The organism is Blastococcus sp. TF02-09 (assembly GCF_003319105.1).
Lineage (GTDB): Bacteria > Actinomycetota > Actinomycetes > Mycobacteriales > Geodermatophilaceae > Blastococcus.
In genome coordinates this window covers 434,564-460,402 of record NZ_QOHH01000002.1, presented here as the reverse complement: position 1 = coordinate 460,402, position 25,839 = coordinate 434,564, and the positions used below count along the sequence as shown (strand labels likewise).

Sequence of the window (25,839 nt, the reverse complement as noted above, 5' to 3'; positions counted from 1 at the left end):
CCACCCCAAGACCAGAGGAGCGCACGTGACCGTGCTGAACCGGGTCCTCGCCGCGCTCGTCGCGCTGGCGCTGTTCCTCGGCGGGCTGCTCGCGGTCGTCGAGATCGTGCTGGCCGGCCTCGACCGGCCGCCGTGGCTGGTCCCGCACCAGGAGTGGAGCGAGACGCTGACCGGGGAGTCCTTCACCGCAGGTGTCGTCCGCGCCGTGCTGATCGGCCTGGTGCTCGCCGGCCTCCTGCTGCTGGTGGTCGGGCTGCGCCGGGGCAAGCCGGGGTCGATCCCGCTGCCGGAGCGCAGCGACGGCGTCTCGGTGACCGCCTCGCGCCGGGGCATCGAGCGCTCGATCGCCACCTCCGCCCGCCGCGTGGACGGCGTGCGCAGCGCCCGGGCGAAGGTCGGACGGCGCACCGTCAAGGTGGCCGCGACGACCGGCGTCCGGTCCGGCGACGTGCGGCAGCCGATCACCGCCGGTGTCACCGAGCGGCTCGAGGAGCTGGGCCTGTCCGGCGTCCTGCGCCCCCGCATCACCGTCTCCCAGGAGAGGTCCCGATGAGCTCTCGCGTCAACGGCGTCAACCGCACGGTGCTCACGCTGCTGGGCCTGCTCCTGCTGGCCGCGGGAGGTCTGGGCCTGGCCTACAGCTTCGGTGCCTTCGGGCAGGGCGAGCGACCGCTCGTGCCGCAGGAGCTGCGCGACGTCGCCTCGGACCAGCCCTGGTTCTGGTGGGCGGTCGCGGGCGTCTGCCTGCTCATCGCGCTGCTCGCGCTCCGCTGGCTGCTGGCCCAGCTCGCCACCGACCGGGTCGGCCGGCTGGATCTCACCACGGACGACCGGGACGGCGTGACCTCCGTCCGCGGCGGCGCGCTGACCGAGGCCGTGCAGTCCGAGACCGAGAAGCTCCGCGGGGTCGTGAGTGCGTCGGCCCACCTGCTGGACCGGCGGGGACGGCGGCTGGTGCTGGACGTGGACCTGGCCGAGTACGCGGACATCGCCGAGGTGCGCTCGGCGGTGGAGGACCGCGTGGTCGCCCACACGCGCCAGGCCGTCGACGACCCGGACCTGCTCGTCGACGTGGAGCTGCGGCCCAGCGCGAGCCGGTCGGGCGGGCGCGGCCTGCGCTGACCGACGCGTCAAGCACTTCCGATCGCCGCAGCGGGCCGCCCCGCTGCGGCGATCGGCGTCACGGGGCGGTCGTAGCGGCCTGCTGCTGAGGCAGAGCGGCGCGGGAGGACCCGCGGCCGGGATCCGGCGGCGGGGAAGAGAAGAGGGTGGGCAGGGGCGGGGTCGAACCGCCGACCTCTCACTTTTCAGGCGAGCGCTCGTACCGACTGAGCTACCTGCCCCTCCCGGTGCTCGCGCACCGGGTGGCGACCCTGACGGGACTCGAACCCGCGACCTCCGCCGTGACAGGGCGGCGCGCTAACCAACTGCGCTACAGGGCCTTGCTGTGGTGATGCTGTGCCCCCAACGGGGTTCGAACCCGTGCTACCGCCTTGAAAGGGCGGCGTCCTGGACCACTAGACGATGAGGGCTCGTTCTGCCGGGGGCAGGGGAAACAATACATGCCGCCGGAGCGCCCTCCGCACAGGGGCATCGACCGTGCCGCTCCCCCGCGCCGTCCTCAGCCGAGCGAGGCGGTGAGCTCCACGGCGTCCTCCGTGACCGACGTGCACTCCAGGTCCAGCGGACCCGCCGTGACGCTCTCGCCCTCGGCGCAGGAGACGTTGGCGCCGGCGACGCCGAGCGAGGCCCGGCCGTCCTGGGTGCCGGAGAAGGTCAGCGTGGTGCCCAGGACCTCGACCTGCGCGTCGGTGCCCTCGAGGGTCACGGTGCACGAGCTGGGGGAGCACTGCACGTTCTCCGAGCCGAAGGTGCAGCCGGTCAGGAGACCCAGCCCGCAGGCGAACAGGCCGGCGGCGAGGCGGGAGCGGGAGTTCGTCGCGGACATGGTCCGAGGGTAGAGGCGCGCGGTCATCCGGGTGGGCTGGCCGGGGTACCGCCGTCGTCTCCCGCCGGGGGGACGACGGTGCGCTCGATGGTCACCTCGGACTCGCCCAGACCGCCGAGGGTGATGTCGTCGTAGGCCTGCAGCCGCCCGGTGGAGGCCGAGAAGTAGAGCACCGTGCAGGTCAGCGGCTCGGGGTACTCGCCCTCCAGCGCGCGCAGTCCTGCTCCGCCGGTCGACCCCTGCACCATGAGCAGGGTGCCGTCGTCGAGCTCGGAGACGTCGCGGTCGTGCGTGTGGCCGGCGAGGACCACCGGGGTGAGCCCGTCCAGCGGGGGCGCCTGCCGGGGGTCGTGCACGAGGGCGACGTCCGGCGGCTCGTCCAGCGATTCGACGAGGTCGGCCAGCCGCTCGCCCGAGCGGGTCAGCACCTCGGGCCCGGCGTCGTCGTCCCCGGTGCTCTTGTCGGGTGTGAACCGGGGGTCCGGCGCGCCGACGACGGACAGCCCGGCGATCTCGACCTGCGAGTCGTCGAGCACGGTGACGTTGGGCAGCGCCGCCATCCGGTCGGCGGTCACCGCCGAGTCGTGGTTGCCGCGGATGAAGACGTACGGCACGTCCAGGGCGCCGACGTCGGTGACCACCCGGTTCTCCACCGGGCTGCCCCAGTCGACGATGTCGCCGGTGTCGAGCACGCCGTCCACCTGGAACTGTTCGGTCACCTGCCGCACGAGGTCGAAGCCGGCCGGGTTCAGGTGGAGGTCGGAGACGTGCAGCAGCGTGACGGTGTCGTCGTCCGCGCCGGGGGCCGGCAGCGCGGACAACGTGCTGTACAGCGAGCCGACGTTCGCGACGAGATCGGTCAGGGAGGCGCGGTAGGCGTCGAACCGGGCGACGAGGTCCTGGGCGCTGCCGATGAGGCTGTTGGCGTTGACCAGCAGCCCGGTGTACGTGGGACTGGACAGCGCCTCGGGCCGCCAGGTGGTGGCCCCGACGCCCCCGATGCCCAGCAGCAGCGCTCCGGCGAGGCCGGCGGCGATGGCCGGCTCGCGCCGCCGCCGCAGCACCACCCAGGACACCAGGGCCGCGCCGCCCAGTGCCGCGAGCACGGTGATGACCACCAGCTTCACCACGGCGTCCTGCAGGTCCGCGGTGACCCGGTCGACGACGCCGGCGAGGCGGACCGGGTCCTCGGCCAGCGCCTCGGCGCGCGACTGGTCCACGCGCTGTAGCTCGACGTCCAGGCGCAGGGGCCCGTCGAAGACGTCGGCGGCCAGCGAGCCCAGCGGGGGGACGGCGACCTCGGCGCCGCCGGAGCCCGGGCGGATCGAGAGCGTGGCGTCGAAGGGGCCGATGGGTGCGGAGATGCGCGCGAACAGGAGGACGGCGATCAGCGCGCCGGCGAGCGCCAGCGCGACCCTCGCCGCCCAGCGGCCGGCCATCCGTCCTCTGCGCCGCCACGGCGACGCGACGTCCTGCGGCTGCTCCACCCGCCCAGGCTAGTGACGCAGCGAGGCGCCGGCCCGGGACAGCGGCCGGTCAGCCCTCGGACAGGGCAGGCCGGCGGAAGATCCAGCGCAGCGCGATGAAGCGCAACAGGCCGATGATCGCCGTCACGGTCACCACGGCGGTGATCTGCAACCAGACCTCGTCCTCGGCCGCCGTCGTGTTGATCCAGCCCAGGGTGGCGCTGGTCGCCAGCAGGCCGAGCGCGGCGACGGTGCTGGCCTCCACCTGTGCGGTGAACCAGCCCACCCGGTCCTCGGCGTGGAAGGTCAGGCGGCGGTGCATCTCGTTGGCCAGCACCGTGGACGCGACGGTCGCGATGAGGTGTGCGGCCAGGTAGCCCAGCCCCCGGAAGGGGATGAAGAGCAGCGCGTAGACGAGCGTGGTCGAGCCGCCGACCAGCAGGAACCGGGTGAACTGGGCCAGGGTGTCGTCCTGCCGCAGCCGGTGGAGCAGGCGTTCGGTCCACGGGGAGGGCGGGGTGGCGATCCCCTCGACCGGCACGCCCACGGCGTCGCGGCCCGGGGCACAGCGGCGCAACAGGGTCTGGCGGGTCACGGGAATCCTTCTGGCGCAGGTGGTGCGGGGTCAGCAGTCGTACCTGACAACGCGTCGTCACCGGTCAGCATGCCCGTCACTGCTGGCGGAACGCTTGGATGTGGCTGAAAAGCACCCGGACGAGACCACCTCGTGACCGGGAGTCGTCACCGGGCGTCGCGGGTAGAGGACGGCGATGAGTCTCATGGGGTTCCTCGACCGGGTCGCGGACGTCGCGACGTTCGACAAGGTGATCGAGCCGGCCCGCCGCGCGGTGCTGGGCGCCCTCAGGCCGCCGGTGGTCAAGGACCTCCTCCACGGCACGTGGCTCGGCCACCCGCTGCACCCGGTCCTGGTGCAGGTGCCGGTGGGCAGCTGGGTCTCCGCAGGCCTGCTCGACGCCGTCCCCAGGATGCGGCCGGCGGCCACGACCCTCATCGGTGTCGGGGTGGCCGCAGCCGTGCCGGCCGCGGCGTCCGGGGCGGCCGACTGGTCGGAGCAGGGCACCGGCGTGCGCCGGCTCGGGGCGCTGCACGCCGTCCTCAACTCCGCCGCCCTCGCGCTGTACGTGGGCTCGCTCGCGGCGCGGGGCAAGGACCGGGGCGCGCTCGGGCGGGTGCTGTCCTACAGCGGGCTGGCCCTCGCCGGTGGCTCCGCGGCGATCGGCGGCCACATGTCGTACGCGCAGTCGTCCGGGGCCTCGCACGCCGCGGCGGCGGTCCGCGCCCTGTCGACGGACTGGCTGGACCTCGGCCCGCTGGACGACTTCCCGGAGGGCCGACCGGCGCTGCGCACCGGCACGGGCGGCTCGGCCGACGTCCCGCTCGCGGTGGTGCGGCGCGGCGCTCGGGTCGACGTCTTCGTCGGGGCTTGCTCGCACCTGTCCGGCCCGTTGCACGAGGGGACGGTCGAGGACGTGCGCGGTTCGCAGTGCCTGGTCTGCCCGTGGCACGGCTCGGCGTTCGACTTGGACAACGGGGAGCCGCGGCGCGGGCCGGCCGCGAACCCGCAGGAGAAGCTCGAGGTCCGGATGCAGGCCGGGCGCGTGATGGCGCGGGTGCCCAGCCGGCACCGCTGAGCCGGGAAGAAGCCGGCCCGGCCGGCCCGGGGGGAACGGGTCGGCCGGGCCGGGGTTCGTGGCCACCCGTGCGTGCAGCCCGGGCGGGACGTTGATGACTGTATGTAACCGGGACCGACCGGGGCGATCCCCTGAACGGGTGTAACGCGGACGCCGAGGTGACGGAAAGCACGCGCCCGCGGCCGTCCGCGGTTGGCGGGCCGGCTCGGCGGGCACGGCCCGCCGGTGTTCTTCCTCTTCTCCAGCCGTCTGGGCTGCCTCGGCTCGCTCGCCGTCTCCGCCCTGCTCACCCTGCTCCTGCTCGTGGCCTTCGACGTGCTGTGAGCCGCCCTACCGGGGACGGCGTCACGGCGACTCCTCGGCGTTCAAATAGGTGCAGCGGTACCGCGCGGCGGCCATCGCCTCGGTGAACCGGGCCTCCCAGGCCGGGTCCTGCGCCGGGAAGGTCTCCAGCACCCGCTCGTCGAGCACCGCCGGCAGACCGTCCAGCCCGGTGTAGGTCCGGCGCACGAGCACCCGGGTGGTGCCGTCGACCTCGTCGTGGGCCGGCACCCAGCGCGCTCGGGCCACAGCGGCGGCGAGCTCGGCGCGCTGCCGGCCGGGCAGGGTCGACCCGGGGTCACGCGGGCGCACGGCGGTCCAGATCGTCCAGCCGAGGATCCCGAGGATCCAGAGGACGGCGAGGACCAGCACCAGTTGGAGCAGTCCGAGGACCATGCGCAGACGCTAGGCCTCGCCGCCGGGTCCGAGGGCGTGCTCGATCCCCGCGCGGGCCGCGTCCTGCCTGGTGGGGGAGCGCCGACGGCGGGTGGGGCCGGCGGCGTATCGACCGGTCGGCGGCTCGGGCGACGCGCTAGCCTCGCAGCGGGGCGCAGGGCCGCAGATGTCTCACGGCGGTGTCCGTGGGGCCTCCGGAGGCTTCTGCACCTACCGGGGCCTCTAGCTCAACTGGCAGAGCAGCGGACTTTTAATCCGCGGGTTGTGGGTTCGATCCCCACGGGGCCCACGTAACACGGCACCTGACCAGCATGTTTCGTCAGCCAGGGGCCGATCTAGGTGTGGAGTCCGGGGGCTGATCCCTCACAAACCCCTCACTTTGCTTCTCGGGGCGGGCTCGGATCAGAGGACGAGAGCCTGTCTTGCGGGTTAGGTGCGCCGCCACTCATGTCCCTGAAGGCGGCTTCAGGGACACCCTGAGGGCCCGCTCAGTCCACAGTGACGTCGGCCAGATCAGACAGGCTGGCAAGTGAAACCGCGACGCCTTCTTCCCCGGCGAAGACCTCAAGCTCGTAGACGCGGCCCTGGATGACATGCAGGACCACCTGCACGTCGAGCAAGTCCGGGGTGTGGCCGAAACCGTTCACTTGGAAGTAGTCCGGGCGGTCGTCCTGGGACAACTCCACGACCCGAGGCTCGGGGATGGGCTGCTCATCAGAGTTCAAACGAATCGAGGAGCACCCGCAGCGGCACACCGCCGCCACGGTGGCTGAGGCCGCCTGGCGGTGCAACAACGGCTCATCGACGGCAGTCGCTAGTCGCGCAATGACCCGGCACTCCGCCTGCGAGAGGGCACGTGGCCTCTCAAGCATCTGCCAGACCGGGTCGTCCATCTGCACCTCTGCATTGTTCCAGGTCAGCCCCGGACTGGGGTGTCCCATAGTGGGCCGTTCAGGGACAGCGGTACCAGTGATGGCCACATGCGCTACAGGTCGTGCAGGCACCCGCGAGGCGGAACCGCATGGAGCACTCCTGCGCAGAGGGTCATGTCTCCGCAACCTGCGGCGGCCCCTTGCCCGGGAACCACCGCTTCAACCAGCGAGGCGGACGTGGCCAGCGACCTTCCCACTCCATCCGCAGGATGTCGTTGGCGAAGGCCACCAGGTCGCCCACTTCCTCCGGACCGCCGACAGCGCGTTGGTGAGCGCGCAGACCAGCCATCAGTGCGGGCAGGTCTTTCCGGTTCGTCCGTCGCAGGATGACCCGCTCATCTGCGGTCCCAAGCTCGATCACAGTGCCGTCGTGGAGGTAGGCGGCCGCGTACTCGCCGTCGTCGACGTCGATGGCCTCCATCCATCCAGCAGCGTGGTCCTCGGATGCGAACACGTTCATGTCACCGCTGGTGTCGAAGACGAAGACCGCGCTCATGCGCGAAGTCTTTCCCGCCTATCGGCCAAGGCGTTGCAGCCCATCGAAAACCCCTCACTTTCAGCGGGAGTCGCCGTGAGTCTCGATGAGCCGCGAGTGACACTTCCCGGAGCTGACCAGCACGGTCAGTGCTCAGCGTGAAAGCGCGTGAGCCCCTGCCAACTAATCCGTGGGTTGTGGGTTCGATCCCCACGGGGCCCACCGCGCAAGACTCCGACCAGCATGTTCACTCGTAGACGTCGATCCAGGTGTGGAGTCCGGGGGCTCGGATCAGAGGACGGGAGCCGCCTTGCGGGTTGGTGCGCCGTCACCTATGACCCTGAAGGCGGATCCACGGACAGGAGGCTGACCCGGCCTGCTCAGGGCGGAACCACTGCCAAGTTGCTCCAATGATCTTGTCGGCTGAGCATGGCTCGCGTGGTGGTAGGGGGCGTCACACGCTGGACTTTCGAGGCGTGGGGTGGAGCTGGGCGGTTGGAAAGCCAGATGACCAGCGTGCTGTCTGCGCCGATCCCGAGTGGTGGCCCGGAGTGGCCGGTGTGGGCGCAGGTCCTCTTCGTGATCGCCTGGGTGACGCTCGTTGTCCTCGGGGTGAGGCACAACAGACGTCGGAAGCGCGACAGGTAGGAAGAGGCCGGCTGTCAGCGGTCCCGCGCCCAGCGCCTCCCACCGAGGAGTGACACCTGTCCGAACGCCTGGCCAGGGCGTACATGGCTGTGGTCATGGTCATCTGGCTCGCCCACGTCGTCTTGCTCGGGCTCGGGCTGACGACCGACGCGCGTCCTGGACGACGACGATCCGCGGGTTGTGGGTTCGATCCCCACGGGGCCCACCCGCGCTGACCCGGCACAAGGTCGGGGAACAGCCACCGCGGACGGTCAGACGGCGATGACCGCGCTCGGGACGACCAGGCCGCGCGGTTCGAACTCCTCCATCACCGGCTGGCTCGCCGGCGCACGGTCGCCCGAAACCGCCTCCATCGCGGGGAGCACGACCTCACCGAAGAAGCGCTCGAACTTCTCCTTGGACTCCCAGATCTCCAGCATCTGGAAGCCACCGGTCGTGGCCCTGCCGACGTGCAGCAGCAGGCCGTCGGCGGTACCCGCGCTCCGGTGTTTCACCTCGGCGTGCAAGGCGTCGTAGAACTCTATCGGTCCCGGGGAATCCACGACCAGCCCGTAAGTCATGACGAACTCCGCATCCGTCCGGGCCCGCCCGGCGGGCTCGCCGGACGGGCGGCCGACGCTAGTCCGACGGCGCGGCGCCGGATGGGTTCGCGCCGCGCGAGGGGGCGGCCCCGGCGTGTCCGCACCCTGCGTCGACGGCCGCGCGCGACGCCCGTCGTCGAGGCCGACGGCCGCGGGAGCGGCGCGCGGGCCGCTCGGTGGCCCATAGTGGGGGGAGCGTCGCGCGTACGGCTTGAATCGCCCCGGTGCGCGGCCGAAGCTCGGGACGCGGGGCACCCCGCTCGTCACGGCCCGGATCGAGGAGAGACCGATGAACTACCTTCGCCGCCTCCAGGCGGAGAGCCCGGTGCTGTTCATCCTGGTGCTCTTCGTCGGCATCTTCGTCGGCTTCCAGCTGCTGTTGTTCGTCGCCGAGCTGCTCCTGGGGCAGTTCGGCCTGCCGGGCTGGGCGCCGCTGGCGCTCGTGATGATCGTGCTCGTGGTGGTGGCGCGCCGGCAGCAGAACTCCCGCTGACGCCGGCGCGGGAGGTCAGTCGCGCGAGCTGCCCGGCGCCGGCGGGACCACGAGCGCCCGGCGGATGCGCAGCCGCCCCGGCAGACGTGGGGCGGACACGGGCGGGTGGACGATCGCTGACCGGTCGGGACGTACGGGCATCTCGGAACCAACTCTCCTCGGTGCTGCGGTGTACCGGAAGCCTCGCGCGAGGGTCTGACAGTTCCTGACCGGCGAGCTGGCAGCTTCCTGTCGACCACCGGCGCCGTGTCCCCAGCACGGGGGAAACGCCCGCTCAAGGAGCCGGCGAAAGCTCCCGATACGCAACCGTGCGATTCCTCCGGACGACCGAGCAGGGCCGGCGACGCGGTGCGCCCCTGTGGCGGTACCTCACGGCCCTCGTGCTGCTGCCCCTGATCGGCGTGGCCGTGCTCGCCACCACGGCCGCGCAGGCCCGCGCCGCCGAGGCGGCCGGCGCCGAGCGCGCCGAGTCGGCCGTGCGCACCCTCGCGCTGCTCGACGTCGCCCGGCGGGGGGTGGAGCAGGAGATCCTCCCGATGTTGTCGGTCCGCGCGATGGAGAGCCCGGAGGTCCTGGCCAGCCTCCACGTTCCGCAGCAAGTGCTCGACGCGCAGCGTGCCAGCGCGGCGGAGCAGGCAGTGGAGATCCGCGGGGTGATCGACGACGCCCTGACCCGCATCCAGGCCGGCTCCATCGCGGTCGAGACGGCGCGGCAGGCAACCGCGGACCTCGCCGAGCTGCGGGCCCCGGACGCCCTCGACGAGCTCGACATCGAGAAGATCTACTACGGCTTTCTCGCGGTCTCGAACAACCTCATGACCGCCCAGGAGTCGGTGGCCGCGGCCTCGATGTCCGAGGGCATGCCCGCCGTCACGCTGCGATCGATCCAGGACGTCCAAGCGGTCGCACACCTGGCCCAGATCGCCAGCCGGCAGGCCCCGCTGTACCTCGGCTCGCTCTTCATCCCCAGCGACGACAGCCTCATCGGCGCGCGCGGCGCGTGGCAGACCGCCTGGCTCGACTACGTCGACGCCCGGAACGAGATGCGGAACCTCTCGCAGGCCTCGCTCCGCACCCAGTGGGAGGCGATCGACGCGACCCCGGCCGTCGCGGAGGTCGACGCCCTGTTCTCCGCAGGCTTCGCCGACAGCAGCGACACGAGGCCGACCGCCGGGATCATCGCGGACGTCCTGAAGGTGATGACGGGCACGCAGGAGCGCGGCGTCGCCCTGGCCGGACTCGTGGACTCGGCCGTCGAGGAGAGCCGGGAGCTCGTGGCGCAGGACCGCGAGCGCGCGCACGGTGCCCTGCAGGCGGTCCTGATCCTGGGTGCCGGCCTGCTCGCAGGATCCCTCGTGGGCGCCGTGGTCCTCGGACGCAGCGTCGCGCGGTCGCTCCGACAGCTCGCCGGGCAGGCCACCGAGATCAGCGAGGGCTCCCTGGTGGAGGTCGAGGTGGCCGGCCCGCGCGAGGTGCGCACCGTGTCCGCCGCCCTCCGCTCCGCCGTCGCCGGCCTGCGCCGCATCCAGGACCAGGCCCACGCCGTCGCCCGCGGCGACCTGGACGACGCCCTGCTCGACCAGCCGCTGCCGGGCCCGCTCGGCGAGGTCGTGCACGCCTCGGTCCGGCAGATCGTGCACTCGGTCCGCCAGCGCGAGGAGCTGCAGTTCGCGCTGGCCCACCAGGCCACGCACGACGCGCTCACCGAGCTGCCCAACCGCGCCCAGGCCGTCACGCTGGTGACCGCGGCTCTGCACCGCGGCCGGCGCTCCGGTGAGATGACCGGCCTGCTCTTCGTCGACCTCGACGGCTTCAAGGCCGTCAACGACGGGCACGGGCACGCCGCCGGTGACGAGGTGCTGCGCCAGGTCGCCCGCCGGCTCTCCTCCGGCGTCCGCCCCGGGGACGTCGTCTGCCGGCTCGGCGGCGACGAGTTCGTGGTGCTCGTCGAGCAGGTGGACGACGAGCACGGCCTGCTCGAGCTGGCCCACCGCCTGGTCGCGACGGTCAGCGAGCCGATCGCGGTCGGTCGCACCCGCGTCCGGATCGGCGCCAGCATCGGGGTGGCCGTCAGCCGGGACGGCGGCACGGACGCCGACGCCCTCTTCGCCGAGGCCGACACCGCCGCCTACCGCGCCAAGGCGCACGGCCGGGGCCGCGCCGAGATGTTCGACGAGGTCCTGCGCCTGCAGCTCAACCAGCGCGCCGAGCTGGAGGCAGCGATCGCCTCCGGCCTGGCCGACGGCGAGATGCAGGTCGCCTACCAGCCCGTCGTCGACGTCGCGACCGGCCGGGTCACGGGGTACGAGGCGCTCATCCGCTGGGAGCGGCCGGGCGTCGGGTTCGTCCCGCCGGACCAGTTCATCCCCGTCGCCGAGGGCTCCCGCCTGATCGGCGACGTCGACCGGTGGATGCTGCACGCCGCCACCCGCCAGCTCGCGCAGTGGCGGGCCGAGTCGCCGGCCGCGCCGGGTGAGCCGGACCCGACGATCGCGGTGAACATCTCCGGGCGCCACCTGGCCGACCCGCGGGTGATCACCGACGTCGCCGACGCGCTGGCCTCCTCGGGGCTGCCCCCGGAGCTGCTCGTCCTCGAGGTCACCGAGACGGTGCTGGTCGACGACCCGCTCGCCTACGAGCACCTGACCGAGCTGCGCGCCCTGGGCGTGAGCATCGCCATCGACGACTTCGGCACCGGCTACACCTCGATCGGCCAGCTGCGGCACATGCCCGTCGACACGCTGAAGATCGACCGGAGCTTCGTGGCCTCCACCGAGCCCGCCCACCGCGAGCTCGTGGCGCTGATGATCCGGGCGGCGCACACCTTCGGGCTGACCGTGGTGGCCGAGGGCGTCGAGGAGTCCGACCAGCTGGCCTGGCTCGAGGCGCAGGACTGCGACCAGGCCCAGGGCTACCTGCTGCACCGGCCGATGCCGGCCACCGCGGCCGGCGCGCTGCTGCGCCGGCCCGAGACCGCCGGCACCGTCTGACCGGCGACGCGCCGCGCACGGCCCGAGATCGCCGGCCTGACCACCGCCTTCCCGGGCGGGCGCACGCTCCGGGCGGCGGGCCGTGTCGACATGTGACCCCTGCCCGAGGCGGGTCACCGGCTCCCGCGGCGGTCTCCGCAACGATCCGGACACACGGCCTCCGGAACGCGCCGCCGCGGCGTCGTGTCGGCGCCGCGAGCACCTACCGTTCCTCCATCGCGCCGCCACGGCCGGCGACGCGGTGCCCGCCTCACTTCCCCGGGGTCGGGACCTCCATGGATGGATGGAACTGCGATGAGCGTCATGGGTGGCTTGCCCGGTAGTGGAGTCGTCGCCGACAACGGCGTCGTCGGCTGGTGGCTGGTCGACGGCGGGGACGACGTCCCCGGCCGGGTGCTCGCCGGGCCCTTCCCCGACCGTGCCGCGGCCGGCTGGTCGGGCGCGGCCCTCGCCGACGGCGCGGCGGCGCGCCCGGCCTACGGTGCCCGCCGAGCGGACGGGACGCTGCGCCGGCAGCCCTCGCCGCAGGAGTGGGCGTGGCTGGACCACCTCACCGCCCAGCTGGACCGGCTGCCCGAGGACTGGGCGCCGCTGCTGGCGGAGGAGGACCCGCTGACCACCCTCGTGGTCGAGGTGACGGCGGCGCTGAACGAGGCGGGGATCCCGCTGCACGACGCCACCGGCGCGGGCGGGGCGCTGGGCGGCGCGTGCCTGACGCCGACGCCGGACCTCGACGGCGTGGTCGTCGCGTGGCGCCAGCACGATCGGATGAGCGTGGACCAGGTGCACGGCGCCATGGCCGACTCCGCCGTGCAGCAGGCGATGAACCGCGCCCTGGCCGAGGTGCTGGCCATCCGCGGCCTCGCGCCCGAGGCCTGGGGCGGGGCCGTCGTCGTCCGCCGGGAGGTGTGAGCGGTCAGCGCACCGGCGGGAGCCGCTGGACCCGTTCGCGCACGGCCATGAACAGGGCGGGGACGCCGAGCGCGAGGCCGGCACCGAGCAGCGCGCCCGCCACGGTGTCCGACAGCCAGTGCGCCCGCAGGTAGACCCGCGACATCGCCATCGCCGCGCCGAACAGGGCCGCGCGCACCTCCCAGCGCCAGCGCGCGGGCCCCGGCGGGGCGAGGACGAGCACCAGTCCGACGGCGGTGACCGTGCCGGCGATGGCGTGCCCGGACGGGAACGACGCCGCCGTGGTCTCGATCAGCGCGCCGGGCGGGCGCGGTCGGTCCACGGCGTCCTTTACCGGCCCGATGAACAGCTCGCTGGTGACGACGGCGAGCGCGAAGGCGGCCAGCCGCAGCCAGTGCTGGCGCCACGCGATGAGCAGCAGCGCGGCGATGCGCAGCGGCCAGTTGACGTACGCGCTCCCCAGCACCGCGAACGCCTCGGCCAGCCAGGTCGTGGGCCCGTTCTGCACGTCCCCGGCCCACCGCCAGACGGCGTCGTCGACCGCCTGCACCCCCGGCCGGGTGGCCGGCAGGACGACCAGGGTCCCCACCAGGACCGCGCCGCCCAGCAGCAGACCGCTGACCACCAGCCCCCGTCGCGCGTCGACCAGCATCAGGCGGACCGCCCCAGCGCGAGCCGGGTGGCGCCCGCGGCAGCCAGCCCCAGCCCCGCGCCGGCGACGACGTCCAGAGGCAGGTACGCCCCCACGTACACCCGGCTGAGGACGACGGCGGCCGCCAGCGCGCTGCAGACGATCCGTCCGCGCGGGCCGAGCGCGGGCCAGGCCACGGCGAGCAGCGCGGCCACCACGGCGGCGTGCCCGGAGGGGAAGCCCCGGCCGTGCGCCTCGGCGCCGCGGATGACGACGTCCTCGAGCAGCCCGGCGGGGCGGCCGCGCGGCACCAGGCCCTTGACCACCTTGGCCAGCCAGTAGGCGGCGAGCCCGGCCACCAGCAGGCTCGCCGCCAGGCGCACCCGGCGCAGCGCCAGCGCGAGCAGCGCCGTGGCCGGGACGACGAGCAGGTTGCCCAGCTGCATGACCGGCCAGACGAGGGCGAAGGGCAGCACGTCGGTGCCGTTGAGCACGCGGTAGACCGCCGCCTCCCCGCCGCCCACCCGGGCCGCGTCGACCGGCAGCGCGGCGAGGCCCAGCAGCACCAGCCCGCCGGCCAGCAGGGCCACCTCCGCGCGCCCCCGGCGGACCGCGGGCGCCGTGCTGGTCACACCGACTCCGGCACCAGCGCGGTGCGCGGCGCCGAGTTGGGCTCTCGCCGCCAGGAGCGGTTGTGCCGCCAGAACAGGTAGGTGCCCAGGCCGATCGGGATGGGCAGCACGTAGGTCAGCGCCCGGAACACCAGCACCGCCGCGGCCACGTTCGCCCGGGGCCCGCCCGCGGCCGCCATGCCGGTGATCAGCGCCAGCTCGATGACCCCGAGCCCGCCCGGGGTGAACGGGACGGCGGTCAGCAGCCGGGCGAAGGCGAACACGGCCAGCGCCTCGACGACGCTCACCTGGTCGCCGTCCACCCCGACGAAACGCAGGCACAGCAGCAGGACGAGGAACAGCGACAGGTGGCTGACCAGCGTGGCGAGGGTGATCCAGTGCCAGCGGGCCCGCAGCAGCAGCGCCGTCCGGTCGCGGAACTTCGTCGTCGCCCGCTCCCAGCCGGTCACCGGGCCGCGCCCGAGCGGGCGGCGCAGCGCCGAGGCCACCCGGCCGGCGACGCGGCCGATCCGCTCGGCGCCCTCCCGGCTGCGCAGCAGCGCGCCCAGCAGGACGACGGAGGCGACCAGGGCCAGCAGCCCGAGCAGCCCGGCGGTGATCCGGCCGGCGCTCGGCGGCGCGCTCAGCGCGAGGAGGGCCAGAGCGAGCACCGGGAGGCCCAGCTTGGCGAAGTTGTTCCACAACCCCGAGACCAGCAGGGCCACCGAGGTGCGCGACCGCGAGAAGCCCCAGGACGAGTTCATCGCGTAGGTCAGCCCCAGGGAGATGGCCGCGCCACCGATCACCGTGTTGGAGACCGCCGTCGTCGTCTCGGTGGAGACGAACGCCTGCCGCAGCCGCAGCCCGGGCGTCGTCGCGACCATCACGAACTGGTAGGTGGCCAGGTTCCAGCCCGCGGCCACGGCCAGCACGGTGAGCTCGAGCCAGCTCATCGCGCGCACCGAGGAACAGACGGCCGACAGGCTGGTGAACTGCGGCAGGAACCAGAAGAAGACGCCCGCGACGAGGGCCACGGAGAGCAGCCCGCCCAGCGCCCGGCGGCCGCGCCGGTGCGCCGGCCGCGCGGTCCCGGTCACGGGTCGAGCTCCAGGCGGCCGTCGGTCTGCTCGCGGACGGCGGCGCGGACCGCGTCCCGCGGGACGGCGCCCAGTCCTTGGGTGGCGAAGCCCAGCGGCTCCGCCCGGTTCTCCCCGGAGAGCCGGAAGACCACGCTGATGCAGCCTCCGGTGAAGAGGTAGTAGCGGGTGCCCACGTACTCCGGGGTCACCTGCTCGACCCGCTCCCACCGCTGCATCCCCTCGCGGTCGCTGGGGATCTGCGTGGCGCCCGCGGTGTCGCAGCTCGCGTCCAGCCGGATCTCCACGGCGCGCACGCCGTCGCGGTTGGAGTCCAGCCAGAAGCGCGCCTCCTCGTCGGTCGCCTCGAGGCCGGCGACGTCCCAGCCGAGTGGGATGACCTCGAGGCACGGCACCCAGCTCGCCGACGGCACCGACTGGGCCAGCAGCACCACTCCGTTCGCCGGCGTGCCGTCGTCCCCCTCGCGGCAGGCGACCACCTCGGAGTCCAGCACCACCGGCCGCACGCACCCGGCGAGCAGCAGCAGGAGCAGCAGCGGGAGCACCGCGCCGGGCCGGCGCCTCACAGCGGCGACCCGATGAGCCCGACGGTGACGACGGCGGCCACCGCGGCGGCGGCGACGGTGAAGACGGTGAGCCCGGCCCGCCGCCAGGTCCAGCGCTGGATGTGCACCGGCGGCAGCTGGAAGGGCAGCAGCCGGAGGAAGTCGGCGTGCAGGTCGCGCCCCTGCTGGCGGAGCATCCGGCGCAGCTGGCTGGGCATGGTCAGCCCGCGCGTCGCGGCGAAGGCCTCGGCGATCTCCTCGTCGGAGAACTGCCGGCGGGCGCGGGCGTAGACCCGCTGCGCGTCGGTGCGCAGCGCGAGAACCAGCATCATGTTGGCCAGGTCGACCGCCTGCCGCCACGGGCTGGGCCGCACCTCGGCGAACGCGGAGTCGATGAGGAACAGGTCGCCCCCGCGCACCAGCAGGTTCGCCGGCTTGATGTCGCGGTGCGCCATGCCGATGTCCCACATCCGGCGCACGGCGGCCAGCCCCTGGTCGATGATCGAGTCGTCGATCTCGGCCTCGCCGGCCTCCGTCGCGCCCGCGATGAACTCGGTGACCAGCAGGTACTCCCGCTCCGGGGTGATCTCCACGATCCCGAGCGGGTGCGGCACCGGCAGCGAGGCCTCCCAGAACAGCCGGAGGATGTAGTCCTCGTACTGCACGAGCCGGCGGACGCTGTGGAACGGCTTCTCGTCCTCCAGCCGCCCGTACAGCAGCGCGCGGCCGAGCTTGTACCAGCGGTCGGACCGCACGTGGGTGATCGCGTACAGCTTGCCGAAGACGTAGCTCTCGTCGTCGGGCGCCGAGGAGTGCGCCTTGACGGTGATCCTCAGCGGCGTCGACCCCCCGGACCCCTCGAGGGCGAATGGCTTGACGGCGGTGGCGAGCAGGCCCAGCTGGTCCTGCAGCGCCCGGATGATCGCGTCGCCGCGCTCGCCGGAGACGTCCAGGTGCGCCGGCCGGCCGCGGCTGTAGCGCACCGGGTAGACCGAGTTGGGAGTGAGCAGCCGGAAGGCCGCCAGCGGCGCGGCCACCCCGAGCACCACGCCCGCGACGATGCCCGAGGGGTGGTCCTGGGCCAGGTACAGCCGGGAGAGCGCGGTGATCACCAGCAGCCCGCAGACCACCCACTTGCCGACCGTGCGCTTCGAGCCCGGGGGCACCAGTGCGTAGACCGTGCTGACCAGGAACGCGGCCAGCACCGTCATCGGCAGCGACGGCATCGAGAACCCCGACCACGCTCCGAGCAGCTCCACTTCGAACGGCCGCGGCCGCTGCAGGGTCGTGGCCATCACCGCGGCCACGTTCACCACGACCAGGACCACTCCGAACCAGACGAACAGGTGCCGCCACCGCCGGAACGCCACGAGCAGCACGAGGTTGGTCAGCCACATGACGTGCAGCGCCCGCTCGGTGGCCAGCAGACCCGCGACCTGCGCGACGTCGGTGGCCAGCGGGGAGCGGAGCTCGGCGAAGGCCTGCAGGACCCTCGTGTCGGCCACGTCGAAGTAGCGGATGGTTCCGGTGACGACGACGACCACCCAGGCCAGCACCACGGCGACGCTGAGCCCGAGCCACCACTTGCCGGAGGCGCGCAGCTGGCGGGGCAGCGCGGGCGGCTCCCCGGACGGACGGCGCCGGCGGCGGACGCGCGCGATGGCCGGCGGGCCCGGACGGACGGACGGACCCGCCGTGCCCGCTGAAGGCAGTGCCTGCGGCACCGGCGCCATGCCGGGCAATGGTGCCCGCCGGGCGGGACCGCGACCATCCCCTTTCGTCCCGCGTCCGTTCTACGGTGACCTCTCTCCGCGCGGAGCGGGAGGTGGCGTGATGCGGGCACGGACGGCGCTGCTCGCCGTGCTGGTGCTCCTGCTCGCCGCGTGCGGCAGCGCCGCCGAGCAGCCGACCGCCCCGCCCTCCACCGTGCGGTTCGCCTCCTACGACTTCCCCGAGAACCAGATCCTGGTCGAGGTCTACGCCGAGGCCGTCCGGCGCGAGGGCCTGCCGGTCTCGGTGCTGCACGGCATCGGCACCCGCGAGGTCGTGTCGCCGGCGCTGCAGCAGGGCGTCGTCGACGTCGTCGTGGACTACCCTGGGGACGGCGCTGTCGTTCGCCCGCCCGGGGTTCCCCCGCCCGCCGGCCACGCCCGAGGAGATCCACGCGCTGCTCAGCCGCACGATGGGCGGGCGCGGGGTCGACGTCCTGGATCCTGCGGCGGCCGAGGACCAGAACGGCTTCGTCGTCACCCGCGCCTTCGCCGCCGAGCACGGCGTCCGCACGCTGTCCGACCTCGCCCCGCTGACCCCGCAGCTCGCCTTCGGAGGGCCACCGGAGTGCCCGGACCGCCCGTTCTGCCTGCTCGGCCTCGAGCGGGTCTACGGCATGCGCTTCCGGGAGGTGCTCGGCATGCCCACGCGGGCCGCGACGCTGGAGGGGCTGCTCTCCGGGCAGGTCGACGTCGGCATGCTCGAGACGACCGACGCCCGGCTCGCCGTCGCCCCCGTCGTGCTGCTGGCCGACGACGGCGCGCTGCAGCCGCGGGAACAGGTGGTGCCGATGCTGCGGGCCGCGGCCGGTGACCGCTGGGGGCAGCGGCTGCGCGCGGCGCTGGACCGGACCAGCGCCCGGCTGACCACCCGTGACCTGGTCGAGCTCAACCGCGCGGTGGAGCTGGACGGCCGGACCCCGGCGCAGGCGGCGGCGTCCTGGTGGGACACCCAGTAGCGGTCAGGCGTCGAGGAACTCCTCCACGACCGGTGCGAGCTCGGCCGCCTCGGTGACCAGCGCGATGTGGCCGCCGCGGTAGAGATGCAGCCGGGCGTCGGGGATCAGCCGGGCCATGAGCCGGGCGTTGACCGTGGGCACGATGGGGTCGTCGTCCCCGGCCAGCACCAGCGTCGGCTGCCGGATCAGCCGCAGGAACGGCAGGCTGCTCCAGCCGGTGCTCGCGGCCAGCTGGTAGTAGTAGCCGCGCCGCGGGCCGAGGCGGGTCTCGGCGTGCAGCGCCCGGGCCGCCCGCTCCGGGGCGTCGCGCATCGTGCCGCCGTAGATCTGCCCGGCGATGCGGCGCGCGTAGTCCGGGTCCCGGTGCCTGCGGGGCGTGAGCATCCGGCCGAGCACCCGGGGGTGGGCCGGCACCATGAGGGCACCCGTCCCCGTCGCCGCGAGCACCAGCCGGCGGCAGCGGCGCCGGTGCTGGACGGCGACGTGCTGCGCCAGGGCGCCGCCCCAGCTCAGCCCCAGGACGTCGACCTGCCCCGGGACGCTCAGGCGGTCGAGCATGCCGACGACGACGGGGCCGAACGTGGCCAGGGTGTAGGGCACCACGGGGAGAGGGGACCCGCCCACGCCGGGGACGTCGAAGCGGATGACGGTGCGCCGCCGGTCCAGCGCGTCGACGAAGGGCTGCAGCACCTCGAGGCTCGCGCCGATCCCGTTCATCAGCAGCAACGGCGGCACGCCAGCGTCGGTGCCGGGGCGGACCGACGTCCGCAGCGTGCGGCCGAACGCGGTGACCGACCGGACCCGCTCGCGGTTACTTGTCGAAGACATACGTTCCCGGCGCGTCGCCCAGGACCTCCAGCCCGCCGCCGAGGTCGGTGGGGGCCGGTACCTCGTCCCCGCACCGCTCGCCGAGCCAGGCGGTGAAGTCCGGCCACCAGGAGCCCTTCTCGGTACGGGCCGAGGCGAGCCACTCGTCGGCGTCGGGCGGGGTCTTGTCGGCGACCTGGAAGGTGGACTTCGGGTTCCCCGGCGGGTTCACCAGCGAGGCGATGTGGCCGCTGGTGGACAAGATGAACCGGCTGTCCCCGCCCAGCAGCTGGGTGCTCCGGTAGCACGCCTGCCACGGGCAGAGGTGGTCGGCGATCCCCGCCGTGACGTAGCTGTCGACGGTGACCGTGGACAGGTCCACCGGGGTGCCCAGCATCGTCGCGGCGCCGGGCTCGGTCAGCTGGTTGCCCAGGGCGACGTCGATGAAGTCCCGGTGCAGCCCGGCGCTCATCCGGGTCGTGTCGGCGTTCCAGAACAGGATGTCGAAGTTGGGCGGCGGCTTGCCCTGCAGGTAGTTGTTGACCCAGTAGTTCCAGATCAGGTCGTTGGGGCGCAGCCAGGCGAACACCTCGGCCAGCTGGGCGCCGTCCAGGTAGCCCTTCTGGCGCGACCGCTCGGTCGCCGCGCGCACCGACTCCTCGTCCATCAGCGCCGAGACGGTGCCCGCCCGCGACCAGTCGAGGACGGTGACGGCGAAGCTGGCCGCACTCACCCGGTCCTGGCGGCCGGTCGCGGCCAGGTGGGCGAGTACCATGGCGGCGATGATGCCGCCCGAGCAGAAGGCCTGGAGCGCCACGCGCCGGCTGCCCGACGCCTGCTCCACGGCGTCCATCGCGTCCAGCAGCGCCTGCCCGTAGGTGTCCAGGTCCCAGTCGGCGTGCCGGGCGTCGGGGTTCCGCCAGGAGATCATGAAGACCTGCTGACCGGCGGCCAGGTAGTGCTCGACGATGCTGCGGCCCGGCGCGAGGTCGGTGATGTAGTACTTGTTTATCGTCGGCGGGACGATCAGCAGTGGCACCTCGCGCACGGTGTCCGTCGTCGGCCGGTAGCGGATCAGCTCGAACACGTCGGTGCGGAACACGACCGCGCCCGGGGTGACGGCGAGGTCCTCGCCGACGGTGAAGGCGTCCGGTTCCACCATCGAGGGCACCCGCGGCGGGGCGGCGAGATCGGCCGCCATGCGCCGCAGCCCCTGCACCACGTTGCGGCCCCCGGTGTCGATCAGCGCCTTCCAGCCCAGCGGGTTGAGCACCGGCACGTTGGACGGCGCCAGGGCGTCGACGAGGTTGGTCGCGGTGAAGCGGATCCGCTCGTCGTCCTGCCAGTCGAGGTCGGCGTCCTCGATCAGTTCCCAGGTGGTGCGGGCCGTGGCCAGGTGGGTCTGCATCGCCCGGCGCAGCAGCGGGTTGCCCGACCACGCGGGGTCGGCGAACCGCTTGTCCTTCGTGCCCGGTGCCAGCTCCGAGCGGCCCACGGTGATCCGGCTCAGCTCGGCGGCCAGCTCACCGGTCCGGCGGGCGACCGTGCCCGGCCGGCGGGCCAGCGCGGCGCCGAAGCGCAGCGCCGTGCCGGCCGGGGGCACGAGGCGGCGCAACGGCCCCCGGGCGGCGTCCACCAGCACCATGTCCAGCCCGAGCGCCCCCTCGGCGGCGGCGTCGGGAACGTCTGCCTGTCGTGCCGTCGTGGTCATCGCGTTTCCTCCGCGGCAGGTGTGACTCAGCTCACTAGAGCACACGCACCGCGGTCCGGCAGGAGACGCAGGTCAGACGATCGCGCTGCTCCCGGTGACGGCGCGACCGACGATGAGGGTGTTCACCTCGCGGGTGCCCTCGTAGGAGTAGATGGCCTCCGCGTCCGCGGCGAAGCGGCCCACGTGGTTCTTCAGCAGGATGCCGTTGCCGCCCATCAGCTCGCGGGCGTAGCCGACGGTCTCGCGCATCCGCATGGTGCAGAACGCCTTCGCCAGCGACGCCTGCTCGTCGGTCATCGCGTCGGCGTCCTGGAGCTGGGAGAGGCGGGCGCACATGGCCGCCGAGGCGGTGATGTTGCCCAGCATCCGCACCAGCAGGTCCTGGACGAGCTGGAACTCGGCGATGGGCTGGCCGAACTGCTCGCGCTCGGTGGCGTAGCGCAGCGCGTGCTCGTAGGCGCCGCGCGAGCAGCCGACCGACGACCAGGCGACCCCGGCCCGGGTCATCTTGAGCACCTTCGCGGTGTCCCGGAAGCTGCGCGCCTCCTGCAGCCGGTTGGCCTCGGGCACGCGCACGTCCTTGAGGGTGATCAGCGCGTTCTGCACCACCCGCAGCGCGATCTTGTCCTTGAGGTCCACGGCGGAGAAGCCCGGCGTCCCCTTCTCGACGACGAAGCCGAGCACCTGGTCGGAGTCCTCGTCCTTGGCCCAGATGATGACGAGGTCGGCGAAGCTGGCGTTGCCGATCCACTTCTTCTCGCCGTTGAGGATCCAGGTGTCGCCCTCGCGCCGGGCGGTGGTCTGCGCGCCGCGGGCGATGTCGGACCCCGCCTCGGGTTCGGTGAGGCCGAACGCGCCGATGAGCTCCATGCGCGCCATGGCCGGGAGCCAGCGCTCCTTCTGCTCCTCGGAGCCGCACAGGTAGATCGAGCCCATCGCCAGGCCGCCGTGCACCCCCATGAAGGTGGAGATGGAGGCGTCGCCGCGGGAGAGCTCCATGGCGACCATGCCGTCGAACAGCGACGAGCGGCCGGGGCAGCCGTAGCCGCTGTAGGGGTTGCCGGCGATGCCCAGCTCGGCCAGGCCCGGGACGAGCTCGTGCGGGAACTCCCCGCGGGTCCAGTACTCGTTGATGACCGGCTCGACCTGGGTGTCCATGAACGCCCGCACCCGGTGCAGGAGCGCCCGCTCGTCGTCGGGCAGCAGCGCCTCGAGGTCGTAGAAGTCCGAGGTCACCGGCGGGGCGTCGCTCATCTGTTCCGTGTCTCCCTGCAGTCGGTGGTCGTCGGGGACCCCTACCCGAGGAGCGGCCCCGGCAACGTGACGTATGGCCGTGCACCCCATCGGGCCTCCGGCCGCCCAACTGCAGGCACAGTGGCCTCCGCGCCGCCGGAGGAAGGCCGACTTCCCCGCAGTTGGGCAAGCCCGCGCAGTCGAGGACGCGCTGAAGGCCCCCTCCCGGGTGGGGAGAGGGCCTTCAGCGGGCGGTCATCCAGCGATCAGGTGGTCTGCTTGTCCTTCGGGTCCTCGCGGGCGTCGAGCTGGATCTCCTTGTCCGCCCTCGGCACGCCCTCCTTCAGCTCCTTGGTCCGCTCGATCTCGGCGTCCAGCTCGATGCCGAAGAGCAGCGCGACGTTCGTCAGCCAGAACCAGATCAGGAAGATGATCACGCCGGCCAGGGCGCCGTAGGTCTTGTTGTAGCTGCCGAAGTTGCCCACGTAGAAGGCGAACAGCGCCGAGGCGATGCCCCAGACCAGGATCGCCACGCCGGCCCCGGGGCTGACCCACTTGAAGCCGCGCAGCCGCACGTTCGGCGTCGCGTAGTACAGGACGGCGATCATCAGCGCGACCAGCACCACGATGACCGGCCACTTCGCGATGTTCCAGATGTCGATGGCGGTGTCGCCCAGGCCGATGCCCTGGCCGACGGCCTCCACGATCGGGCCGCTGAGCACGACCATGGCGGCGATCACGGCGGCGGACAGCACGCCGATGAGGGTGATCAGCAGCTGGAGCGGCTTGAGCTTCCAGACCTTCCGGCCTTCGGGCGTCTCGTAGACGACGTTGGCCGCCCGGGTGAACGCGCCGACGTAGCCCGACGCCGACCAGATGGCGCCGGCGAGACCGAGGATCAGGCCCAGCCCGGCGGCCCGGTTGCTGGCCAGCTGGTCGACGACGGGTCCGACGGTGTCCGCCGCGCCCTGCGGCAGGACCGCGGTCAGGGCGTCGGTCATCTCCCGCGGGTCCATGATCAGGCCCACGATGGAGAGCAGGGCGATGAGGGCGGGGAACAGCGCCAGGACGCCGTAGTACGTGAGCGCAGCTGCCCAGTCGGTGAGGTTGTCCTCGCTGAACTCCTTGAGCGTGCGCTTGATCGTGCCGCCCGTGGTGGGCTTCGGGTCGGCGCCGACGGGCGCGAAGTCGGCGCGCGTGCCGCTGATCACGTCGTTGTCCGGCGCGGGGTCGGCCGAGCGGCGGTTGCCCTCGGAGCGCGCCTCGCTGGTGGAGTGGCTCGCGTTGCTGGACGAGCCGGTGGGTCGGGTCATGGAGTCCTCCGGGTCGGGGGAAAGGCGCGGAGCCCTCGATCGGGGAGGGGAGTTCCCCGGGCCGTCCGGTTCCATGCCGCCCCCCGCGCGCCGTTGCGAAACGGAGATGGCCGGGAGCCGGTCCATGACGCTCGTCACACACGGTCAGGGGAAGTTCACGATTCGACGATTGGAATGCGCCGGGACGGGGGACAGAGCCCCTCGAGAACGTGCCGCCGTCCCTGACCCGACGGCGGGCTGGAAGCTGTGGGGAGAGAACAACGATGGTGATGTGGCCGGCCGTGACGCTGATCGGCTTCCTGGTTCTGACCGCCCTGGTGGTCGCCATGGGCATGCAGTCCACCGCCCGCTACGAGCGCGAGCGCGCCGAGGGCACCGCCGGTGCCCGGCACGCCAGCCCGGAGCCGGTGGGGGCAGGGCGAGCTGCCTGAGAAAGGACCCCGCTGCCCCCCACCGCTCGCACGCTCGCGGCGGGCCCCTGCAGCGGAGCCGACTCCGACGCCCCGTCCTCCTTCGGAGGGCGGGGCGCTGTCATGTCACAGGACGGCGGGGTCGACGTCGAGCACCGTGCGGTCCAGCGCGGCGAGCAGGTCGAACTGCGCGCCGGTGCGGGGCAGCTCCCAGCGCCAGAAGTAGCGGGCCGCGGCGCGCTTGCCGTCGTAGAAGGCCCCCGTGCCGCTCCCCGTGGCCAGCGCCTGCTCCAGCCACAGCCAGGCGACGACGACGTGGCCCGCCGCCTCCAGGTAGACGTGCGAGTTGGCCAGCGCCAGGTCGGGGTCGCCGGTGCCCCACACCGTCGCGGTGACCGACCCCAGCCGGCCGAGCGCCGCGTCGAGGTCGGCGGCGAACCCCGCCCACTCCGTGCCCGCGGCCCGCGCCGTCGTCGCGGTGATCGTCTCCGTCAGCAGCACGAGGCCCGCACCGCCCTGCTGCAGCACCTTGCGGCCCAGCAGGTCGAGGGACTGGATGCCCTGCGTGCCCTCGTGGATCGGGTTGAGCCGGTTGTCCCGGTAGAACTGCTCGACCGGGTAGTCGCGGGTGTAGCCGTAGCCGCCGTGCACCTGGATGGCCAGGTCGTTGGCGGCCAGCCCCCACTGCGACGGCCACGCCTTGGCGATCGGCGTGAGGGTGTCGAGCAGGAGGTGCGCCCGGTCCCGCTCCTCGGCGGTGTCGGCCGTCTGCTCCTCGTCGACCAGCCGCGCGCAGTACAGCCCCAGCGCCAGCCCGCCCTCGGCGTAGCTCTTGGCGGCCAGGAGCATCCGGCGGACGTCCGGGTGCTCGACGAGCGGCACCATGGGGGAGGCGGGGTCCTTGGCGCCGGCGGGGCGGCCCTGCGTGCGGGTGCGCGCGTAGTCCAGCGCGTGCAGGTAGCCGGTGATGCCGAGCACCGACGCGCCGACCCCGACGCCGATCCGCGCCTCGTTCATCATGTGGAACATGTAGGTGAGGCCGCGGTTCTCCTCGCCCACGAGGTAGCCGACCGCTCCGGCGCGGCCGCCGGGTGTGTGCACGCCCTCGCCGAAGTTGAGCAGCGTGTTCGTCGTCCCCCGGTAGCCCATCTTGTGGTTGAGCCCGGCCAGGACGACGTCGTTGCGCTCCCCGAGCGTGCCGTCGTCCTCCACCAGGAACTTGGGGACGACGAACAGCGAGATGCCCTTCACGCCGGCCGGACCGCCCGGGACCTTGGCCAGCACCAGGTGGACGATGTTCTCGGTCAGCTCGTGGTCGCCGCCGGAGATCCACATCTTGTTGCCGGTGAGCCGGTAGCTGCCGTCGTCCTGGCGCTCGGCCCTCGTGGTGATGTCGGCGAGCGAGGAGCCCGCCTGCGGCTCGGACAGCGCCATCGTGCCGAACCAGCGGCCCTCGACCATGGGCGCGACGAAGGTGTCGATCTGCTCGCGGCTGCCGTGCGCGAGGAGCAGCCGGGCGTTGGCCATGGTGAGGAACGGATAGGCCGACGTGCCGATGTTGGCCGCCTGGAACCAGGCGAGGACGGCCTGCCCGACGGTGTGCGGCAGCTGCATCCCGCCGAACTCCTCGTCGAAGGAACCGGCCATCAGCCCGGTCTCCGCGAAGACGGAGAGCGCCCGCGCGACCTCGGGGACGAGCACGACGCGGCCGTCGACCATCCGCGGCTCGTTCTCGTCGGCGGTGCGGTTGTGCGGCGCGAAGTGGTCGGCGGCCACCTGGGCGGCGAGGTCCAGCACCGCGTCGAACGTCTCCCGCGAGTGCTCGGTGAACCGGGGGCGCTTCGTCAGCGCCTCGACGTCGAGCCACTCGTGCAGCAGGAAGTCGAGGTCACGGCGGGACAGGATGAGCGAGGAACCGGGCACCATCACATTGTCGTCC

Annotated in this window: 26 protein-coding genes, 4 tRNA genes and 1 pseudogene; 11 read left to right on the top strand and 20 right to left on the bottom strand. The window is 73.2% G+C overall.

All coding sequences use genetic code 11. The features are described from left to right. Nucleotides 1–25 precede the first annotated feature (25 nt). Together DQ239_RS04760 and DQ239_RS04755 are read left to right on the top strand one after the other, a co-directional pair. Nucleotides 26–553 carry a DUF6286 domain-containing protein gene (locus DQ239_RS04760; protein WP_113833224.1) on the top strand — a complete coding sequence of 176 codons (528 nt, stop codon included), beginning with the start codon at nt 26–28 and terminating at the stop codon, nt 551–553. Continuing rightward, a complete protein-coding gene (locus DQ239_RS04755) occupies nt 550–1,122 on the top strand; it encodes an alkaline shock response membrane anchor protein AmaP (RefSeq protein ID WP_113833221.1) in 573 nt (190 codons plus the stop codon). The genes DQ239_RS04760 and DQ239_RS04755 overlap by 4 nt, the downstream gene beginning before the upstream one ends. Before the next feature lie 147 nt (nt 1,123–1,269). Here the strand turns inward: DQ239_RS04755 and DQ239_RS04750 are convergent. The 6 genes from DQ239_RS04750 to DQ239_RS04725 all read right to left on the bottom strand — a co-directional run bounded on the left by DQ239_RS04750 (nt 1,270) and on the right by DQ239_RS04725 (nt 4,009). Then, nucleotides 1,270–1,343, bottom strand: a tRNA-Phe gene (locus DQ239_RS04750). A gap of 22 nt (nt 1,344–1,365) precedes the next feature. Next, nucleotides 1,366–1,442, bottom strand: a tRNA-Asp gene (locus DQ239_RS04745). A gap of 17 nt (nt 1,443–1,459) precedes the next feature. Further along, nucleotides 1,460–1,532: transfer RNA gene (locus DQ239_RS04740), tRNA-Glu, on the bottom strand. Nucleotides 1,533–1,621: 89 nt separating this feature from the next. After that, the gene (locus DQ239_RS04735) at nt 1,622–1,948 is read right to left on the bottom strand and encodes a hypothetical protein (RefSeq protein WP_113833328.1); all 327 of its coding nucleotides are present in this window, start codon (nt 1,946–1,948) and stop codon (nt 1,622–1,624) included. Nucleotides 1,949–1,971: 23 nt separating this feature from the next. Beyond that, nucleotides 1,972–3,435, bottom strand: coding sequence for a metallophosphoesterase (locus tag DQ239_RS04730; RefSeq protein WP_233488751.1), 1,464 nt, complete (start codon nt 3,433–3,435; stop codon nt 1,972–1,974). 49 nt (nt 3,436–3,484) lie between these two features. Beyond that, a complete protein-coding gene (locus tag DQ239_RS04725) occupies nt 3,485–4,009 on the bottom strand; it encodes a GtrA family protein (protein ID WP_233488749.1) in 525 nt (174 codons plus the stop codon). A 175-nt stretch (nt 4,010–4,184) separates the two neighbouring features. Here DQ239_RS04725 and DQ239_RS04720 point away from each other — a divergent pair, with 175 nt between their 5' ends. Further along, on the top strand, nt 4,185–5,066 hold the full coding sequence (locus DQ239_RS04720) for a Rieske (2Fe-2S) protein (protein ID WP_113833217.1): 882 nt from the start codon (nt 4,185–4,187) through the stop codon (nt 5,064–5,066). 192 nt (nt 5,067–5,258) lie between these two features. After that, nucleotides 5,259–5,390 (top strand): hypothetical protein, encoded by a 132-nt coding sequence (locus DQ239_RS21145; protein ID WP_255411194.1) that lies wholly within the window; start codon nt 5,259–5,261, stop codon nt 5,388–5,390. A gap of 21 nt (nt 5,391–5,411) precedes the next feature. Here DQ239_RS21145 and DQ239_RS04715 read toward each other — a convergent pair whose 3' ends face one another. Then, nucleotides 5,412–5,783, bottom strand: a complete 372-nt coding sequence (locus DQ239_RS04715; RefSeq protein WP_113833214.1) for a hypothetical protein — start codon at nt 5,781–5,783, stop codon at nt 5,412–5,414. A gap of 216 nt (nt 5,784–5,999) precedes the next feature. Between DQ239_RS04715 and DQ239_RS04710 the strand changes: the two genes are divergently transcribed. Beyond that, nucleotides 6,000–6,072 (top strand) — tRNA-Lys (locus DQ239_RS04710). A 199-nt stretch (nt 6,073–6,271) separates the two neighbouring features. On the opposite strand, the gene DQ239_RS04705 is transcribed toward DQ239_RS04710, so the two are convergent. From DQ239_RS04705 to DQ239_RS04695, 3 genes are all read right to left on the bottom strand, one after another. After that, complete coding sequence (locus DQ239_RS04705; RefSeq protein ID WP_113833212.1) at nt 6,272–6,682, bottom strand: hypothetical protein; 411 nt, start codon at nt 6,680–6,682, stop codon at nt 6,272–6,274. A 145-nt stretch (nt 6,683–6,827) separates the two neighbouring features. After that, a complete protein-coding gene (locus tag DQ239_RS04700; protein WP_113833210.1) occupies nt 6,828–7,211 on the bottom strand; it encodes a hypothetical protein in 384 nt (127 codons plus the stop codon). Nucleotides 7,212–8,089: 878 nt separating this feature from the next. After that, on the bottom strand, nt 8,090–8,398 hold the full coding sequence (locus DQ239_RS04695; protein ID WP_113833208.1) for a hypothetical protein: 309 nt from the start codon (nt 8,396–8,398) through the stop codon (nt 8,090–8,092). A 310-nt stretch (nt 8,399–8,708) separates the two neighbouring features. Between DQ239_RS04695 and DQ239_RS04690 the strand changes: the two genes are divergently transcribed. From DQ239_RS04690 to DQ239_RS04680, 3 genes are all read left to right on the top strand, one after another. Further along, nucleotides 8,709–8,912, top strand: a complete 204-nt coding sequence (locus DQ239_RS04690; RefSeq protein WP_113833206.1) for a hypothetical protein — start codon at nt 8,709–8,711, stop codon at nt 8,910–8,912. Nucleotides 8,913–9,220: 308 nt separating this feature from the next. Then, nucleotides 9,221–11,902: an EAL domain-containing protein gene (locus DQ239_RS04685; protein ID WP_113833203.1), complete on the top strand. Its 2,682-nt coding sequence runs from the start codon at nt 9,221–9,223 to the stop codon at nt 11,900–11,902. A gap of 294 nt (nt 11,903–12,196) precedes the next feature. Further along, on the top strand, nt 12,197–12,814 hold the full coding sequence (locus tag DQ239_RS04680) for a hypothetical protein (protein WP_113833201.1): 618 nt from the start codon (nt 12,197–12,199) through the stop codon (nt 12,812–12,814). A gap of 4 nt (nt 12,815–12,818) precedes the next feature. On the opposite strand, the gene DQ239_RS04675 is transcribed toward DQ239_RS04680, so the two are convergent. The 5 genes from DQ239_RS04675 to DQ239_RS04655 are packed head-to-tail and all read right to left on the bottom strand — an operon-like array spanning nt 12,819 to nt 17,431. Next, on the bottom strand, nt 12,819–13,466 hold the full coding sequence (locus tag DQ239_RS04675; protein WP_113833199.1) for a phosphatase PAP2 family protein: 648 nt from the start codon (nt 13,464–13,466) through the stop codon (nt 12,819–12,821). Further along, on the bottom strand, nt 13,466–14,077 hold the full coding sequence (locus DQ239_RS04670) for a phosphatase PAP2 family protein (RefSeq protein ID WP_113833197.1): 612 nt from the start codon (nt 14,075–14,077) through the stop codon (nt 13,466–13,468). The genes DQ239_RS04675 and DQ239_RS04670 overlap by 1 nt, the downstream gene beginning before the upstream one ends. Next, nucleotides 14,074–15,153 (bottom strand): lysylphosphatidylglycerol synthase transmembrane domain-containing protein, encoded by a 1,080-nt coding sequence (locus DQ239_RS04665; RefSeq protein ID WP_113833195.1) that lies wholly within the window; start codon nt 15,151–15,153, stop codon nt 14,074–14,076. The genes DQ239_RS04670 and DQ239_RS04665 overlap by 4 nt, the downstream gene beginning before the upstream one ends. After that, nucleotides 15,150–15,719, bottom strand: a complete 570-nt coding sequence (locus tag DQ239_RS04660; RefSeq protein ID WP_233488747.1) for a hypothetical protein — start codon at nt 15,717–15,719, stop codon at nt 15,150–15,152. Before DQ239_RS04660 ends, DQ239_RS04665 begins: the two co-directional genes overlap by 4 nt. After that, nucleotides 15,716–17,431: a phosphatase PAP2 family protein gene (locus DQ239_RS04655; RefSeq protein ID WP_113833193.1), complete on the bottom strand. Its 1,716-nt coding sequence runs from the start codon at nt 17,429–17,431 to the stop codon at nt 15,716–15,718. The genes DQ239_RS04660 and DQ239_RS04655 overlap by 4 nt, the downstream gene beginning before the upstream one ends. Between DQ239_RS04655 and DQ239_RS21340 the strand changes: the two are divergent. Further along, nucleotides 17,358–17,738, top strand: a pseudogene (locus DQ239_RS21340) (hypothetical protein); the annotation flags it as partial. The gene DQ239_RS04655 and the pseudogene DQ239_RS21340 overlap by 74 nt on opposite strands. A 142-nt stretch (nt 17,739–17,880) precedes the next feature. Next, a complete protein-coding gene (locus DQ239_RS21135) occupies nt 17,881–18,426 on the top strand; it encodes a glycine betaine ABC transporter substrate-binding protein (RefSeq protein ID WP_255411193.1) in 546 nt (181 codons plus the stop codon). Nucleotides 18,427–18,429: 3 nt separating this feature from the next. On the opposite strand, the gene phaZ is transcribed toward DQ239_RS21135, so the two are convergent. The 4 genes from phaZ to DQ239_RS04630 form a co-directional block, all read right to left on the bottom strand. Beyond that, entirely contained in the window at nt 18,430–19,254 is an 825-nt protein-coding gene (gene phaZ, locus DQ239_RS04645) for a poly(3-hydroxyalkanoate) depolymerase (protein ID WP_113833191.1), read from the bottom strand. Then, entirely contained in the window at nt 19,238–20,944 is a 1,707-nt protein-coding gene (locus DQ239_RS04640; protein ID WP_113833188.1) for an alpha/beta fold hydrolase, read from the bottom strand. Before DQ239_RS04640 ends, phaZ begins: the two co-directional genes overlap by 17 nt. Before the next feature lie 72 nt (nt 20,945–21,016). Further along, nucleotides 21,017–22,198, bottom strand: coding sequence for an acyl-CoA dehydrogenase family protein (locus DQ239_RS04635; protein ID WP_113833186.1), 1,182 nt, complete (start codon nt 22,196–22,198; stop codon nt 21,017–21,019). Between the two features lie 245 nt (nt 22,199–22,443). Beyond that, nucleotides 22,444–23,490, bottom strand: a complete 1,047-nt coding sequence (locus DQ239_RS04630; RefSeq protein ID WP_113833184.1) for a YihY/virulence factor BrkB family protein — start codon at nt 23,488–23,490, stop codon at nt 22,444–22,446. 263 nt (nt 23,491–23,753) lie between these two features. Here DQ239_RS04630 and DQ239_RS20280 point away from each other — a divergent pair, with 263 nt between their 5' ends. Further along, nucleotides 23,754–23,921: a hypothetical protein gene (locus DQ239_RS20280; protein ID WP_158544782.1), complete on the top strand. Its 168-nt coding sequence runs from the start codon at nt 23,754–23,756 to the stop codon at nt 23,919–23,921. 105 nt (nt 23,922–24,026) lie between these two features. On the opposite strand, the gene DQ239_RS04625 is transcribed toward DQ239_RS20280, so the two are convergent. Next, nucleotides 24,027–25,823 (bottom strand): acyl-CoA dehydrogenase, encoded by a 1,797-nt coding sequence (locus DQ239_RS04625; protein WP_233488746.1) that lies wholly within the window; start codon nt 25,821–25,823, stop codon nt 24,027–24,029. Between the last annotated feature and the right edge of the window lie 16 nt (nt 25,824–25,839).